The following is a 15,612-nucleotide window of genomic DNA, read 5'->3' as shown; positions in this document are numbered from 1 at the left end:
CCCCGCCGGGGGGGGGAAACGCGCGGTATCCCGTTGGGGTTGTTTTTGAGTTGCGGTCCCCCCCTAAACCCCCGCCCGGGGGGGGGGGGGGGGTTTGGGGGGGGGCCCCCAAAACCCACCCCGGCCCGCCAAACCAGGGATGCAGTGAACCGAGGGTTGTTTGCATGAATCCAGCAGCAGCCGGGCAAGCCCGGCTCTACGTAGCTCATGCAATATTGGGTCAGGCCGCTGCGGCGGCTTTTACCGCGCCGGACAAGCTGTCCAGCGTGGCCTGCATCAGCTCGGCGCTGTCGGCCTCGACGGTGACGCGGACCACCGGCTCGGTGCCGGAGGGGCGCAGGAACGCGCGGCCGCGGCCCTTGACCGCCTGCTGTGCGTCGGCCAGCGCAGACTGCACGCCTTCGGACTGCACGATGGCCTTGGCCGATACACCGGCCAGACGCACGTTGACCGTTTTCTGCGGCACCTTGGTGATGTCCGCCAGCGCAGCGCGCAGGCTCTTGCCCTCGCGACGCAGCACTTCCAGTACCTGCAGCGCACTGACGATGGCGTCGCCCGTGGTTGCACGGTCCAGGCACAGCAGATGGCCGGAGGCTTCACCGCCGAGCACCCCGCCGCCTTCCACCAGTGCCTGGTGCACGTAGCGGTCGCCCACGTTGCTGCGCACGAACGGCAGGCCCAGACGCTCCAGGGCCTGCTCCAGTCCGAAGTTGGTCATCAGCGTGCCCACCACCGGGCCACGCAGCCGGCCGTTGCGCTGCCAGGATGCAGCCAGCACGTACAGCAGGTCGTCGCCGTCCACCGGGTTGCCCTGGTCATCGGCCATCAGCACACGGTCGCCGTCGCCGTCGAACGCAATGCCCAGGTCCGCCCCCACTTCGCGCACCTTCGCGGCCAGGTTGTCGATGTGCATCGACCCCACGCCGTCGTTGATGTTCACGCCGTTGGGCTCGGCACCAATCGCCGTCACCTGCGCGCCCAGCTCGCGGAACAGCAGCGGCGCGATGTGGTACGTCGCACCGTGCGCGCAGTCGAGCACGATCTTCAGCCCGCGCAGGTCGAATGCGCGCGGCACGCTGGCTTTGCAGAACTCGATGTAGCGACCCACCGCATCGCGCGCGCGCGCCGCCTTGCCCAGACGGTCCGATTCGGCCGTGGTGAACTCGCCGTCCAGTGCCGCTTCCAGCGCGAGCTCGGTTGCATCGTCCAGCTTTTCGCCATCGGCCGAGAAGAACTTGATGCCGTTGTCGTAGTGCGGGTTGTGCGACGCGCTGATCACGATGCCTGCGTCCGCACCCAGGGTACGGGTCAGGAACGCCACCGCCGGGGTGGGCATCGGGCCCAGCAGCTGCACGTCGGCCCCCGCCGCCACCAGCCCGGCTTCCAGCGCCGCTTCAAACATGTAGCCGGAGATGCGGGTGTCCTTGCCGATCACCACCACCGGACGGTGACCCGGACGATGACCATTGCGCTCGGTCAGCACGCGTCCCAGCGCATTGCCCAGCCGCAGCACGAAATCCGCCGAGATGACGCCCTCGCCGACCCGGCCGCGGATGCCGTCGGTGCCGAAGTACTTGCGCGCACCCATCAGGCAGCGTCCGCCGGCGACTGACGGCCCAGCATGGCCAGCAGGTCGGCCAGGCGATCGCGCATTTCGCGGCGGTCACAGATCTGGTCGATCGCACCGTGCTCCAGCAGGAACTCGGAACGCTGGAAGCCTTCCGGCAGCTTTTCACGCACGGTCTGCTCGATCACGCGCGGACCGGCGAAGCCGATCAGGGCCTGCGGCTCGGCGATGTTGATGTCGCCCAGCATCGCGAACGAGGCCGACACGCCACCGGTGGTCGGATGGGTCAGCACCGAGATGTACGGCAGGCCGGCGTCGCGCAGGCGACCCAGCGCGGCCGAGGTCTTGGCCATCTGCATCAGCGAGAACAGGCCCTCCTGCATGCGCGCACCGCCGCTGGCGGAGAAGCACACGTAGGGCGCGCCGATTTCCAGCGCCTTTTCAGCAGCCAGGGAGAAGCGTTCGCCCACCACCGAACCCATCGAACCGCCCATGAAGGCGAAATCGAAGGCAGAGGCCACCAGCGGACGGCCCTTGAGCAGGCCCTGCATCGCGATCAGGGCGTCGTACTCGCCGGTGTTCTTCTGCGACGCCTTGATGCGCTCGCCGTACTTCTTCTGGTCCTTGAACTTCAGAAGGTCGGTCGGCCCGAGGCGGGCGGCAATTTCAGTGGTGCTGTCCGCGTCGAACAGGGCCGCCAGGCGCGCGCGTGCGCGGATCGCCATGTGGTGGCCGCATTTCGGGCAGACTTCCAGGTTTTCTTCCAGCTCCGGGCCGTACAGCGCGCTGTTGCAGTTGCTGCACTTTTCCCACAGGCCCTCGGGGACACTGCGCTTCTTGCTGGGAACATTGTCGGTGCGGATGCCCGACGGCATCAGTTTGGTCAGCCAACTCATGCTTGTTGATACGTCCATTCAGGGCGGCCCGAAGGCCGCAAAGGCGGACAGTCTAGCTCACCCGCTGTTGAGCCGGGATCCCTACGGGGGCGTGTGGACGGGGTGTGAAAAACGCACGCGGCACGCATCGCCTGGGCCGGCCAACGGCCGGCGCTACCGATATGTCCGGATCCCGGTAGCGCCGGCCGTTGGCCGGCCCAGGCGGTATTTCAACGATCCAGCGCCTTGCGCAGGGGTTCGAGGAACCTCTTCGCCACTGCAGCTGCCGCATCTGAACCGTTCGCTTCCGCCAACGCCGCCACCAGCGCGCTGCCGACCACCACGCCATCGGCCTCCTTCGCCATCGCTGCGGCACTGGCTGCGTCCTTGATCCCGAAGCCTGCCACCACCGGCACCGACGAGCGACCGCGCAGGTCGCGCAGACGGGCGCTGGCGGCATCGCTGTCGAGCCGTTCAGATGCGCCGGTCACGCCGGCGAAGCTGACGTAGTACAGGTACCCGCGGGCCATCGCCGACAGCGTGTCCAGACGCGCATCGGCAGTCGTCGGCGAGGCCAGGAGGATCAGGGCCAGGCCAGCCTGCTCGAAGATCGCCAAGGTCTCTTCTGCTTCTTCCGGCGGAAGGTCCACCAGCAGCACCCCGTCCACCCCGGCACTGATCGCGTCCTGGGCGAAACGTTCGGTGCCGCGGATCTCGATCGGATTCAGGTAACCCATCAGCACCACCGGCGTGGTCGTGTCGTCACGGCGGAAGCTGCGCACGGCGTCAAGCACATAGGTCAGACCCGCCCCCCGTGCCAGCGCACGTTCGGAGCTGCGCTGGATGGTCGGACCATCAGCCATCGGGTCTGAGAACGGCACGCCCAGTTCGATCACATCCGCGCCGGCTCCAGCCAGCGCGTGCATCACCGGCACGGTTGCCTCCAGGCCAGGATCGCCGGCGGTCACGAACGGAATCAGCGCCTTGCGGCCTTGGGCACGCAGTCGGGAAAAACAGGCATCAATACGGTCAACGGACATGTCAGGCGCGTTCCAGAGTCAGTTCAATTGCGCAGCGGGCCGTCACAGCACCAGGCCTTCGCGGGCGGCGATGGTGTGCACGTCCTTGTCGCCACGGCCGGACAGGTTGCACAGCACCAGCTTGTCCCTGGGCAACTCGCGCGCCAGCTTGATCGCCTGCGCGACGGCGTGGCTGGACTCAAGCGCGGCGAGAATGCCTTCGCTGTGTGCCAGCTGGTGGAAGGCGGCCAGCGCCTCCTCGTCGGTGACACCCACATACTGCGCGCGGCCGGTGTCCGCCAGGAACGCGTGTTCGGGTCCGACACCTGGATAGTCCAGGCCGGCCGACACCGAATGGGTTTCGATGATCTGGCCGTCGTCGTCGCAGATCACATAGGTGCGGTTGCCATGCAGCACGCCCGGACGGCCAGCGGCGATGGACGCGGCGTGTCGACCGGTTTCGATGCCGTCGCCTGCGGCTTCAGCGCCGACAATGCGCACGTCGCGATCATTGAGGAAGGCATGGAACAGTCCGATCGCATTGCTGCCACCGCCGACACACGCGGTGATGGCATCGGGCAGGCGGCCGTAATCGGTGAGCATCTGCGCACGTGCTTCGCGGCCGACAATGGCGTTGAAGTCACGCACCATGCGCGGGTACGGATCCGGGCCGGCCACCGTGCCAATGATGTAGAAGGTGTCACGCACGTTGGTGACCCAGTCGCGCATGGCTTCGTTGAGCGCATCCTTCAAGGTGGCCGAACCGGAAGTGACCGGTACCACGGTCGCCCCCAGCAGCTTCATGCGGTAGACGTTGATCTTCTGCCGCTCGATGTCGGTGGCCCCCATGTAGACCACGCATTCCAGGCCGAGGCGGGCGGCGACGGTGGCGCTGGCAACACCGTGCTGGCCGGCACCGGTTTCGGCAATGATGCGCTTCTTGCCCATGCGCGCGGCCAGCAGCGCCTGGCCGATGGTGTTGTTGATCTTGTGCGCACCGGTGTGGTTCAGGTCTTCGCGCTTGAGCAGGATCTGCGCGCCGCCGACCTGCTGGCTGAGTCGCTCCGCGTGGTAGATCGGGCTGGGACGGCCCACGTAGTGGGTCAGGTCCTTGTCGTAGGCGGCGATGAAGCCGGGGTCCTGGCGCGCCTGGTCGTAGGCGGCGGCCAGTTCCTGCAGCGGGCCGATCAGGGTTTCAGCGACGAAGCTGCCGCCGTAGCGGCCGAAATGACCGTGGGCATCCGGGTAGGCATGGAAGTCGGTGACGGGCGTTGGGGATGCGGACATGACGCGACAGCCGGTAGAGACAGGCCTTCACTCTAACGCACGTATCCTTGCCGGAATATCGATATTATCTGGCAGAACACGTCAGGAAAACTCACATGAGTGACACCTCCCTACCCTCGCTCAACGCCCTGCGGAGCTTCGAAGCCACCGCGCGGCTGGGAGGCGTCGGCCGGGCTGCGCAGGAGCTGCATGTGACGCACGGTGCCATCAGCCGGCAGCTGCGGCTGCTGGAAGAGCATCTTGGGTTCGCTCTGTTCGAGCGCGCCGGGCGTGGCCTGCGCCTGACCGCAGCCGGGGAAACCCTGCAGGCCGCCTGCGCCGGGGCATTCGGGCAGATTCGCGATGCGGTCAGCGGGTTACAGCGTCGGCAGCGGCCTGAAGCGCTGGTGCTGGGCTGCAGCGGCAGCATCCTGGCGCGTTGGATGATTCCGCGCCTGCAGCAGTTGCAGGCCGACCTGCCACAGCTGCCGCTGCACTGGTCGGCGCAGGACGGCAGCTTCACTCCGGATCAGCAGAATCTGGATGCGGTGTTGCTGCTGGCGCACGGCCCGTGGCCGCCCGGGTGGCAGGTGCGCGAGCTGGCCCCGGAGCGGGTGGGCGTGGTGGTCAGTCCGCAGCACCCTGCAGCGGCGCGGCTGCGCGGGCATCCGCCTTCGGTGCTGCTGGGCGAGCCATTGCTGCATACGACCTCACGGCCACAGGCGTGGCCGGATTGGGCCTTATCGCAGGGGTTGGAGCCGGCGCAGCTGGTGATGGGCACCGGTTTTGACCATCTGTATTACCTGCTGGAAGCCGCCGTGGCCGGGCTGGGCGTGGCGATCGCGCCGGAGCCGCTGGTGGCTGATGAGTTGGCGGCTGGGAGGTTGCTGGCACCGTGGGGGTTTGGAGCGACCGGCGGGTTCTGGGTGTTGGCTGCGCCAGAGGGCGTGGTGGATGCGCGGGTGGATGTTCTTGCGGATTGGTTGAGTGCGCAGTTGGGGTGATGGCGGCTGTTGGTTCGCGTCGTTTCGATTTGGGTCCATGCCCCACCGGACGTTGAAGATCTCACGGCGGTCGTCTTGCGAGCGACCCTACCAATCTCCAAACACCGCGAATATCCCACAGATCCAGGGCAGCGGATGGTTTTCGCGTCCGCATTGCGATCCTCCGTGAGTCCCGTAGTGACACGCCATGCGTGTCATCGACCATGCCCGGTGCCGCGCGGACACGCATGGCGTGTCCCTACGACGATCACCCTGCCGTCGGCGCGGCCAGTCTGGCCTGCACCTCTTCGCGCAGGCGCGCCAGCTCGACTTCGGCCTGCTGGCGCTGCTGCATGCCTTCGCGGTGGATGGTGCGTACCTCTTCCACGGTGGCGATCAGCTGGTCGTGGGCGTGACGCAGCGTGGCCACGTCGATCACCGCACGCTGGTTGGCCTTGGCGGTTTCCACCGAGGTCTGCCGCATCAGGTCGGCATTGCGACGCATGAGGTCGTTGGTTGCGTCGTCGATCGCGTTGGACAGTTCCACCGCGTTCTTCTGCTCGCTCAAACTGAGCTGGATCGCGAACTGCCGTTTCCACGACGGAATGGTGATGTCGCGAACCGTGTTGAATTTCTCGATCAGCTGGATCGCGTTGGCCTGGATCAGGCGGATCATCGGCAGCGACTGGTCGGCTGCGTGCTGCATCACGACCAGGTCACCGACCCGCTTGTCGAGCAGACGGATCGCATTGTCGAGTTCGCCCTGGCGGATGCGCACCTGCGGGTCATCATTGCCCAGTGCAGCCTGCTGCTCGCCGCGCAGCTCGCCAAGACGCTGCTTGCCGGCGGCGATGTGCAGGCCCAGCGCGTGGCGTTCTTCGCGCACGATCTCGTGCATGCGATCGAACTCGCCGACCCGTTGACCCATCAGCGCCTGCTGGCTGCCCACATCGCCCAGCAGCTGTTCGATCTGCCGGTTGGTGTCGCTGAACTTCTGCACCAGCTCGCCCTTGGATGCGCGCAGCTTGTCGATCAGTCCACCGATCACCGGCACCTTGGAGCGCTGGGTGAGTCCATCCAGATTGAGCGTGCGTGCGATGCGCACCACTTCACCCAGTTTCTCGCCGCTGGCATCGAGGTCGCGGTTGCGCACCTGGTCGAGCAGCTGGCTGGAGAACGCCGCCGTCTTGGCCGCCGCATCGCGTCCGAACACCTGGAGGTTGCCGGGACGGATGTCCTCCAGGCTGCGCCCGATCTCGGCAATCCGAGGCAGGTCGTCCTGGGCCAGGCCCAGTGCCTTCAAGGTGGCGTCATCCACCGTGGGCGATGCCACGGCAAGGGCCGAGCTGTTCGGCGTGTCCTGGGTCATGGCGAAGTCTCCTTGAAGGGGATGGCAATGAAGTGCATGGGTCAATCCAGTCTAGCCTGCGCCGAGGCGACCTCGGCATGTATCTGGTCAAGCAGTTGCGCTGCCTGCTGGTCGCGCTGCTGCTGGTTGTCGGCACGACGCGCCAGCACGGTCTGGCGCCACGCTGGCAACAGGGTCTCGGTAATGCGTTGGCTGCGTCCCAGCAGTGCGGCGTTCTGCTCACGCAGCAGCTGCCACTGGCCGGCTTCAACCTGCTGCAGTACGGCCAAGCGGCGAAGATGGTCCAGACGCTGCAGGAGCACCTCCTGCAGCGGCGGAGACAGCGCCGCCAGCTGTGCGTGCCCGGCGTCGACCCAGGCCTCCAGGGTCAGGGCGGCATCAAGGGCGCGCTCCTGCGCTTCCGCCTGCTGGGACAGCAGCGCACCGACACTCTGCACCGCCGCATCTGCCTGGACCAGCAATACCCCCAGACGCGACTGCCCTTCCTGTGCGTCCAGTTCCTGCTCCACGTCACGGCCAAGCAGACGCCCCCACCAGCTGACGCGCCGGCGCGCGGCGGCGGGGTTGTCGGCCTGAACCGCTGCGGCCAGCTGCGCGAGCACCGCCAGCAACTGCGTGGCAGCCGCGTCATGTCCCACCGGCGGCGCGGTACCCTGCCCCATGGCATCCAGCAGGGACGCGCCGTAGCGCGACAGGCCGAGCGCGTCGGACGCCACCGGCACCGGTGCGGGCCAACCGCGGATCATGCCGGGGCATCATCCGCCGCGCCGGTCCATTGCGGCGGCAACGTTGACTCACCATAGAAGTGACGCATCAGCGCCTCATCGAGTGCGCGCTCCTGCGGCGTGCTGGCGCGCCGCGCGCGCGGGCGTGGCTGCGTGGCCGGACCGCGCTCCATCTGCTCGCGTACCCAGCTGGCCAGCAGGGCCAGGGTTTCACCGGTGCGGGCCTGCTGCGCGTTGGACTGGCCAAGCAACTGCAGCAACGGGGCCAGGCCTTCCTGCAGTCCCTGCGCGATCGGCTCCGCGGACGGAAGCGGCGGCGGTTGCAGAACGTCGCCCTCGACGCGCGCCGGCTCAGCCGCAGCCGCCGGCACCGTCGGTGCCGGAACCAGACGTTCGAGCGCGGCCAGCAGGGCCGGCCACGGTGCCGGCTCCGGCGTGCTCGACGGCGTGGGTTCTGCGGGACTCTGCAGCGCGCTTGCGATATCGGCCAACTGGGCTACCACGCGCCCGCCAACGTCGGCGTCGCCCGCCCCCATCGCCTTGTTGCGCAGGAAGTCGCGCTTGATCTGCGCCCAGCGCTGCTGTTCCTCCTCGCCAAGAACGCCGCGCAGCTCCCCAAGCTTCAGCAGGTTTTCCTCCGCGCCAGTGGTCAGCAGCTGCGCTTCGCCCAGGTAATGGTCGGAAATCAGCTGCTGCAGCTCGGTCTCGTTCATCACCGGCGATATCTTTTCCGACAGCTTGTTCATGTTGCGATAGCTGCCCTGCAACCGGAACGGCGGCTCGGTGCGGTAGCGGTCATCCTGCGCCGCGCTTGCGATGTACTGCTGATTCACCCGGTAGACCACGTCACGCACCCGCAGCATGCGCTGCAACGTGGCGACGATCTCATTGATTTCCGCGCCGCTGTAAGCGTGGCTGAGCGCGTTGGTGGAGACCTCCTTGCCCATGGCGCGGTCGACCAGCAGATACAGGTCGGCCATGTCACGGGTGGCCAGCGGCGCCAGCACGGCGTTGGAGGTCAGGCTGTTCTCGATATAGCTCAGGGTGAAGGCATCTTCCATGCCGCCCAGCACGTCGCCCAGGTTGTAGATGTCGGCGCGGTTGGCGAGCATGTCCGGAATCTTGAACACTTCGCCGGATTCCGTGTACGGGTTGCCGGCCATCACCACGCAGAACTTCTTGCCACGCATGTCGTAGGTGCGGGTACGTCCGCGCCACACGCCTTCGATGCGGCGGGTACCGTCGCAGAGCGAGATGAACTTCTGCAGGAACTCGGGATGGGTGTGCTGGATGTCATCGACATACAGCATGGTGTTGTTGCCCATCTCCAGCGCCAGGTTGAGCTTTTCCAGCTCCTGCCGCGAGGTGGCGTCAGGTGCCTGCGCCGGGTCCAGCGAGCGCACCTCATGGCCCAGCGCCGGTCCGTTGATCTTCATGAAGACCAGGCCGAGCCGGTGCGCCACATACTCCATGAGCGTGGTTTTGCCGTAGCCGGGCGGCGAGATCATCATCAGCAGACCCATCAGGTCGCTGCGCTTGTTCTCACCCACCGTGCCCATCTGCTTGGCCAGGTTGTCGCCGATCACGCCCAGGTAGACGTCGTTGATCAGCTTGTTGCGTACGAACGAGGACAGTGGGCGTGCCTTGAATTCCGAGAGGCGCAGGGCATCGCGTTCTCGCGCGATGATGCGCTGGCGCACGCCCTGGTAGGCGTGGAAAGCCGGCACGAACTGCTGCAGGTGGGTACGCAGGCGGGCCAGGAAGTCATCCAGCGACAGCGTAAGGTTGCCCTGCGCGATGCGCGCGTGCTCGCCGAGCAGTCCCTGCACCTGGACCTGCAACGCCACCTCGCTGGGACGGGTGCGCAACGCACGCGACACCAGCAGCAGCGCCGCCGCTTCTTCGGCATAGCCGGCATGCGCGGTGAACGCGGGCAGCTGGCACAGGGCGCGCAGCCACTGACCAGCCAGTGTCCAGCGAGCAGCGAGTCCGTCCTGCTCGCGCTGCAGCGCGCGTTCGAAGGCTTCGCGCTGGCCCGCCGACTGCAGATGCTGGTTCAGCGCCTCAAGCAATGCCTGCGCGTAGCGGCTGGTGCTGAAAACCGGGTCGCCGGCACGGAGTTCGGCGGCGAGATAGGTGGATGCCGCCTGTGAATCTGCCGGCTGGAACGGCAGCTGGCGCTCCTGCACGAAGCGATCCAATGCGGCAGTGATCTCGGCCAGCAGTGCCTGCTGCCCTTCGCTGGAGCCAAACAGGCGGGCGATCGCATCGGCCCCTGCCTGCCGCGTGGACCACTGCGCCACGTCTTCGCGACGCTGCTGCGCGGCCCAGAACAGCAGCGCAAGTGCACGGGCACGCGGTGCGTGCTGCAGCGTGCCGGCGGCCTGCTGCAGCGGCAGCAGCGCATGCAGGATCAGACTGGCGTCATGGTCGTGGATGCCGCGCTCATAGCCTTCGCGGTAACGGGGTGCGGCGAAGTCGCGAACGATCTTCTCCAGCGCGTCCGGTTCGGCAGCCGCATGCTGCAGCGCCGCCAGATCAGGACCTTCGCGCCCCTCCATCGCGGCCAGCAGCAGGCTGCCTGCCAGATATTCAGCGCGATACAGCTGTGCCGACTCCGAATCCAGTCCGAGCTGCCAGTAGGCCTTCAGTTCGGCCAGTTCCGGGTCGTGCAACGCTTCCAGGAAGTCGGTGCCGGTCAGGTGGATGGCCAGCTCATCACCGCGCGGCAGCAGGGTCAGGTCCAGTGCCTGGGTGTTCACGCTGAAGCGATGGCGTGGGCCCAGTCGCACCACGTTGCCGCCCGCTTCGAACAGGTCGCTGCGGTCACGCAACGCGCGCACGGCCTGGTCACGCACGCCCTTCAGACGCGCTTCGACATCGTCGGCCTTGACGCTGTCGCGCAGTTCGCGCAGGCGCTCGGCCAGCTCACGCAGCTTGAGCACCAGCGGGTCGCCGGCGAAGAAGGCATTGAGCTCGTCGGCGCTGGCAAAGCGCTCGGTGCGCTTGGCAAGGCCATCGAGAATGCGGGTGGCCGCATCCAGGACCGAGCGCGCCTTGCGCTGGCGTTCATCCAGCAGCGCCTGCTTGTGGGTTTCGAAGGCTTCGATCAGCTCTTCGCGCTTGGCCAGGATGTCGCCGAGGAACTGTTCGTGTTCGCCGAACTGGCTTTCCAGTTCCTCCAGCTGCACCAGCAGGCGCGACATCTGTTCGTCGGCGCGCTCCGGGTCGGTGGCCATGCCCAGCGCACTGGTGATGGACTGCGAGAACAGCGCGAACTGGGCCGCGAACTGCGCCACCGCCTCGGCGGAGCCCAAGGTGCGGCGACGCTGTTCGGCGCGCACCCGGCTCTGGTTCAGACGGGCATAGACGGCGGAAATGGCTTCCACGACGCGCGTGCGGGCGGTGGCATCGTCGACCTTCAGGCCGGCCATCAAGGCCGACAGCATGTCCAGGTCAGCGGCCATGCCACGCATTCCGGCCAGCTGTTCATCCAGTACCCGCGCGCTTTCCGCCTGCTGCGCGGCTTCATCCAGCAGCTGCAGGCGCTCGCCCAATGGAGCCAGCGCGCGCTCGTCGGCGAGGAACTGACCCGTGGCTGCGCCGATGCGGTCGTGCGCCTCCTGCAAGGCCGTGGTCATTGCATCGATCACGTCGGTGTCGATGTAGCGATAGTCGCGAATGGTCAGCAGGTGGCCGCGCTGGGTGGAGATCGCGTTGAGCGCCTCCACGAACGCCTGCACGTCGGTCCAGTTCTCCGGCTGCAGCCGGCCCAGCAAAGCCTTCTGGCTGGACTGTGCCTGGGCCATGGCCTGCGCGGACTGCTGGCGGATGCTCTGGACCTTTTCGTACTCGTCCAGCACCGACTCGCCGGTCGCACTGATCTCGCGCAGCAAACCGGCCGCGCCGTCGCAGCTGGCGTCGTCAAGCCAATGGTGCGCGTCGAACATGCGCCGGGTGTCCTGCACCAGGCGCTGGTAGCGCTGTACCGAAACGTCCTGTCCTTCGATGGTGCGGGCCAGGTCGAACAGGTTGGAGATACCGCGCACCAGCTCGGCATTGCCGATGCGCCCCATGAACGTGTTGCCCGGCGGCCGGCTGGCCGCGAACTCGTCGCTGCTGAACGGGGTCTGCCAGACCTGCATCGGGTGGATGCGGGTCGGTTCCGTCCCCTCGGCATGGAACAGCACCATGCGGCCATCGTGCATGAAGGCATAGCCATGTCCGAACACCGGATTCTGCAGCACGCGCTGGATGGTGTTGTAGACGAACAGCGCCGAACGCCCACCTTCGCGTTCGTAGAAGATGTACAGAACGTCCTCGCCGTTGGGCGAACGGATGGCACGCTTGAACTGCATGCCCTGCATCGAGGCATCGAAGGCCTTGTGCTCGCCGCTCTGCAGGTAGTAACCACCCGGGAAAATGATGCCGTGGTCTTCCGGCAGCTGCACGCAGGCCTGCACGATGGCGTCGTTGCGCACGATCGTACCGGTGAGCGTGTTGTAGATCAGCCCGCGCCATACGGTCTCACGGTACGGCAGCACCTTGAGCAGCACCAGTGAGCCAACCCGCACGAAGTCGAACTGGGCGTCGTCCAGGGACTGGGTGCTGTCGTCGACCGGCTCGCTGTAGATGCCCTGCCCGCTCTCGGTGTTGTTCTCGACCTTGATGGTGAGATCGCCACCGGTGGTTTCGACAAACAGGGTATCGAGGATGTTCAGGTGCGAGTGGCGCCCGCTGACCGCCATGTCACGCGTCGCCCGGGTCCATTCGAAATCGAACGGCGGCGGCAGCGCGATGTCGCGCTCGCCGCGTGCATCCAGATAGGTCAACTCGCCTTCGCGGGACACCGCCCAGCGGAACACGCGCACGTCACTGCTGCGCTCGCCGATCTGGAAGGCCGCCAGCAGCTTGTCGCCGACCTTGATCAGCTGCAGCAGGCGCGCATGTTTGTAATAGGCGTACAGCTCGGTGAAATCGTGCACGAAGCCGGCCTGGGCCAGGAAGCTGCCCTTGGCATCGACCGGCACCACGTCGTAGCCTTCGCCGGACTGCACCAGCCGGTACAGCCCGAACACGTCCTCGACCCGGGTCTGGGTCTTCAGCCCCAGGTAGACATTGTAGCCGAACAACAGCAGATCAGGTCCAACCTGCACGATGTCGCGACCGACGCAGTTGTTCTCGCTGCGGATCCGGAAGCGGCCGATGACTTCCAGCCGGCTGTCGCCGAACTCGACCAGGCGCTGGCGGTTGAGCGCGTCGGCCAGCCCGCGCAGACGCGTGCCCTGCTCGCCCAGGCGGCGGCGCAGGACTTCGTAGGCACCGCCCTGGGCGACCGCCTGATCGACAGTAGAGGTGGCTTCCGCCGACGCGGCGTCGGGACGGGGGGCGGTATCAGACATCGGCTTCCTTCCGGCTCACGGAAAACCGGCCGGAGGTACCGGCCGGTGCAAATGTAGAGCGGGGCTCTGCCCCGCTCAGCGGGCGTCGACCACGGTGGCCGACACGGTGTCGGTCACGGCGGTGTGCTCGTCGGCGATCTGACGCGGGGTTTCTTCGCGCGTGGTGACGCCGAGGTAGCGCTGCATCAGGTCCTGCACGATCGGGCTTTTGCCGGCCAGCCCTTCAATCGACTTGCCCAGCGAGACGGCCTTGATGAGGTTCTCGAACATGCCACCGTCGCCGCCGACCAGGTCGATGTCGGCATTGCGCAGCGCGCTGGCAATGACGCCGGCGTTCTCGCGCGAGACTTCCTTGCCGGCCTCGATCGACGCCAGGGCCTGCTTGAGGCTGTTGTCGAGCATCATGCGGAACTCTTCGTGGCCGCGAGCGCTGTCGCTGAGCGAGGCGATCGCCTCGAACTTGCGCACCAGGCCTTCGGCCTCGGCCAGCAGTTTCTTCTGCACCACGCCCGCTTCGGCACCGCCGACCGACTCGGTCGCGGTCGCACGTGCGCGCCCCATCTGCTCTTCGCCCTGGGCCTGGGCCTGCAGGGTTTCAGCCAGCACGCGGGCATCGTTGGTGCCCTGCTTGAGGGTGGCTTCGGCCTTGGCTTCGATCACGCGGGCTTCGGCGATGCCGACCTTCTCGATGGCCAGCGCCGATGCTTCGCGCACCTGCGCTTCGGCCAGGCCCGGCGCGGCCTGCTCGGCGCGGGTACCATCGGCGAGCAGGCGCTTGGCTTCGGCCTGCTTGCCGGCGGCTTCGTGCTCCGCCTGGGCCAGCGTGGTGATTTCCACCGCGCGATGCTTGGCCGAGGTTTCCGCAGCCTGCGCTTCCTTGACCTGCCGCACCAGCAGTTCCTGCGCCTTGGCTTCCGCTTCCAGGATCAGCACCTGCTTCTGGCGGTCGGCCTCGGAGACCTCACGCACTTCCTTGATGCGCTCTTCTTCCTGGGCCACGGTCTTGTCGATGGCGATGCGCTCGCGTGTGATGTTGGCCACGTCCATCTTGCCGGACTCGACCACCTTGTCGCGTTCCACCCCCTGCAGCTGCACCTCGCGTTCGGTGGTGACCTGCTCCAGCTGGCGTGCGCGCTCCACGCGCTCGGCTTCGATGGCCACGGCGCGCTGGCGGTTCTGCTCGGCCACTTCCACTTCGCGCAGGCGGTTCTGCTCGCGGATGTCGATCAGCTCCTGCGCTTCGATGCGGGCGTGTTCGGCCAGCTGGCGCTGTTCTTCCTGCACCTTGGCGGTTTCTGCCTGTTCGCGGGCCTGGATGGTTTCGATCTCGCGCTTCTGCCGGGCCTCGGCTTCGGCCTGCTGGCGCTCCAGTGCCAGCAGCGCCTCGCGTGCTTCGACGTTCTTCTTGGTGATGGCGAGCTTTTCGTTCTGTTCCAGCTCGTTGGTGACCACGTTCTGCGCCGCGGTCAGCTCGGTGATCTTGCGGATGCCCTGGGCGTCGAGGATGTTGTACTGGTCCAGCAGCACCTTCGGCGTCTGCTCCAGGTAGTCGATGGCGACGTCTTCCAGCGCGTAGCCATTGAGGTCATTGCCGATCACCGCGATGATCTCGTCGCGGAATTCCTGGCGCTTTTCGAACAGTTCGGTGAACTCGAACTTCTTGCCGACCGTCTTCAGCGCCTCGGAGAACTTGGCGTTGAACAGTTCATCCACCGCATGCTTGTCCGAGGCACGGTCGGCACCGATGGCCTTGGCCACGCGCAGCACGTCGGCCTGCGTTTCGTTGACGCGCAGGTAGAACGCAACGGCGATGTCGGCGCGCATGTTGTCGCGACAGATCAGGCCTTCCTTGCCGCGGCGGTCGATCTGCAGGGTGATCAGGCTGATGCGCATCAGCTCGGCGCGGTACAGCACCGGGATGATCAGCGCACCGGTGAAGTGCACCTTGGGCTGGGAGCTCATGTCGTTGACGATCAGCGCCACGCCCTGGTCGACCTTGCGGTAGAAGGCTTTGAACAGCCCGGCAAGACCGAGCAGCAGGACGATCAGAACGCCCACACCGATCAGGAACGGGGCCATGGCAGCAACACTCATCGATGTATCTCCTTGTCGCCCGCAATCAGGCTGTCTTGAAACGAAAGCGCAGGATGGCTGTCTTCGGCAGCCACCAGGTAATGGTTGTGTTCGGCCACGTAATCCAGCAGGACCACGCGCTGACCGCGCAGCAGGGCGTCGCCGTCGCGCAGGCGGACCTGCAGGATCAGCCCGGCCCCGCCGTCGTCAACGGTGGCGTAGCCGGTGCTGGCGGTGACCTGCGGTGAGGCGACCACCCCGACCCGGCCCAGCAGCGAGGCCTGCGGCACCGCCCGAAGGCGCAACAGCAGTCGACGGACCGGACGCAGGATG

The 15,612-nt window shown here is 66.7% G+C and carries 9 protein-coding genes and 1 pseudogene; 1 reads left to right on the top strand and 9 read right to left on the bottom strand.

What is annotated here, in order from left to right; translation table 11 throughout:
• Positions 1-220: 220 nt before the first annotated feature.
• The 4 genes from glmM to trpB form a co-directional block, all read right to left on the bottom strand.
• Positions 221-1,588 carry a phosphoglucosamine mutase gene (gene glmM / locus EGJ34_RS15600; protein ID WP_125361430.1) on the bottom strand — a complete coding sequence of 456 codons (1,368 nt, stop codon included), beginning with the start codon at positions 1,586-1,588 and terminating at the stop codon, positions 221-223.
• Complete coding sequence (gene accD / locus EGJ34_RS15595; RefSeq protein ID WP_125361428.1) at positions 1,588-2,463, bottom strand: acetyl-CoA carboxylase, carboxyltransferase subunit beta; 876 nt, start codon at positions 2,461-2,463, stop codon at positions 1,588-1,590. Before accD ends, glmM begins: the two co-directional genes overlap by 1 nt.
• Before the next feature lie 209 nt (positions 2,464-2,672).
• The gene (gene trpA, locus EGJ34_RS15590) at positions 2,673-3,482 is read right to left on the bottom strand and encodes a tryptophan synthase subunit alpha (RefSeq protein WP_125361426.1); all 810 of its coding nucleotides are present in this window, start codon (positions 3,480-3,482) and stop codon (positions 2,673-2,675) included.
• Between the two features lie 42 nt (positions 3,483-3,524).
• Positions 3,525-4,748, bottom strand: coding sequence for a tryptophan synthase subunit beta (trpB, locus tag EGJ34_RS15585; protein ID WP_125361424.1), 1,224 nt, complete (start codon positions 4,746-4,748; stop codon positions 3,525-3,527).
• 95 nt (positions 4,749-4,843) lie between these two features.
• Here trpB and EGJ34_RS15580 point away from each other — a divergent pair, with 95 nt between their 5' ends.
• Positions 4,844-5,731 carry a LysR family transcriptional regulator gene (locus EGJ34_RS15580; protein ID WP_125361422.1) on the top strand — a complete coding sequence of 296 codons (888 nt, stop codon included), beginning with the start codon at positions 4,844-4,846 and terminating at the stop codon, positions 5,729-5,731.
• 247 nt (positions 5,732-5,978) lie between these two features.
• On the opposite strand, the gene EGJ34_RS15575 is transcribed toward EGJ34_RS15580, so the two are convergent.
• From EGJ34_RS15575 to EGJ34_RS22275, 5 genes and pseudogenes are all read right to left on the bottom strand, one after another.
• The gene (locus tag EGJ34_RS15575) at positions 5,979-7,079 is read right to left on the bottom strand and encodes a toxic anion resistance protein (RefSeq protein WP_125361420.1); all 1,101 of its coding nucleotides are present in this window, start codon (positions 7,077-7,079) and stop codon (positions 5,979-5,981) included.
• Between the two features lie 41 nt (positions 7,080-7,120).
• Positions 7,121-7,825, bottom strand: a complete 705-nt coding sequence (locus EGJ34_RS15570; protein ID WP_125361418.1) for a hypothetical protein — start codon at positions 7,823-7,825, stop codon at positions 7,121-7,123.
• Positions 7,822-13,206, bottom strand: coding sequence for a DNA repair ATPase (locus EGJ34_RS15565; protein WP_125361416.1), 5,385 nt, complete (start codon positions 13,204-13,206; stop codon positions 7,822-7,824). The genes EGJ34_RS15570 and EGJ34_RS15565 overlap by 4 nt, the downstream gene beginning before the upstream one ends.
• Before the next feature lie 75 nt (positions 13,207-13,281).
• On the bottom strand, positions 13,282-15,300 hold the full coding sequence (locus EGJ34_RS15560; RefSeq protein WP_125361414.1) for a hypothetical protein: 2,019 nt from the start codon (positions 15,298-15,300) through the stop codon (positions 13,282-13,284).
• Positions 15,297-15,612, bottom strand: a pseudogene (locus EGJ34_RS22275) (hypothetical protein); the annotation flags it as partial. The pseudogene EGJ34_RS22275 and the gene EGJ34_RS15560, both read right to left, overlap by 4 nt.

It is taken from the genome of Stenotrophomonas sp. 278, assembly GCF_003935715.1.
In the GTDB taxonomy this organism is placed as follows: Bacteria; Pseudomonadota; Gammaproteobacteria; order Xanthomonadales; family Xanthomonadaceae; genus Stenotrophomonas; species Stenotrophomonas maltophilia_AH.
The sequence above is the reverse complement of the archived record's forward strand: the minus strand, read 5'-3'. Positions and strand labels throughout refer to the sequence as shown.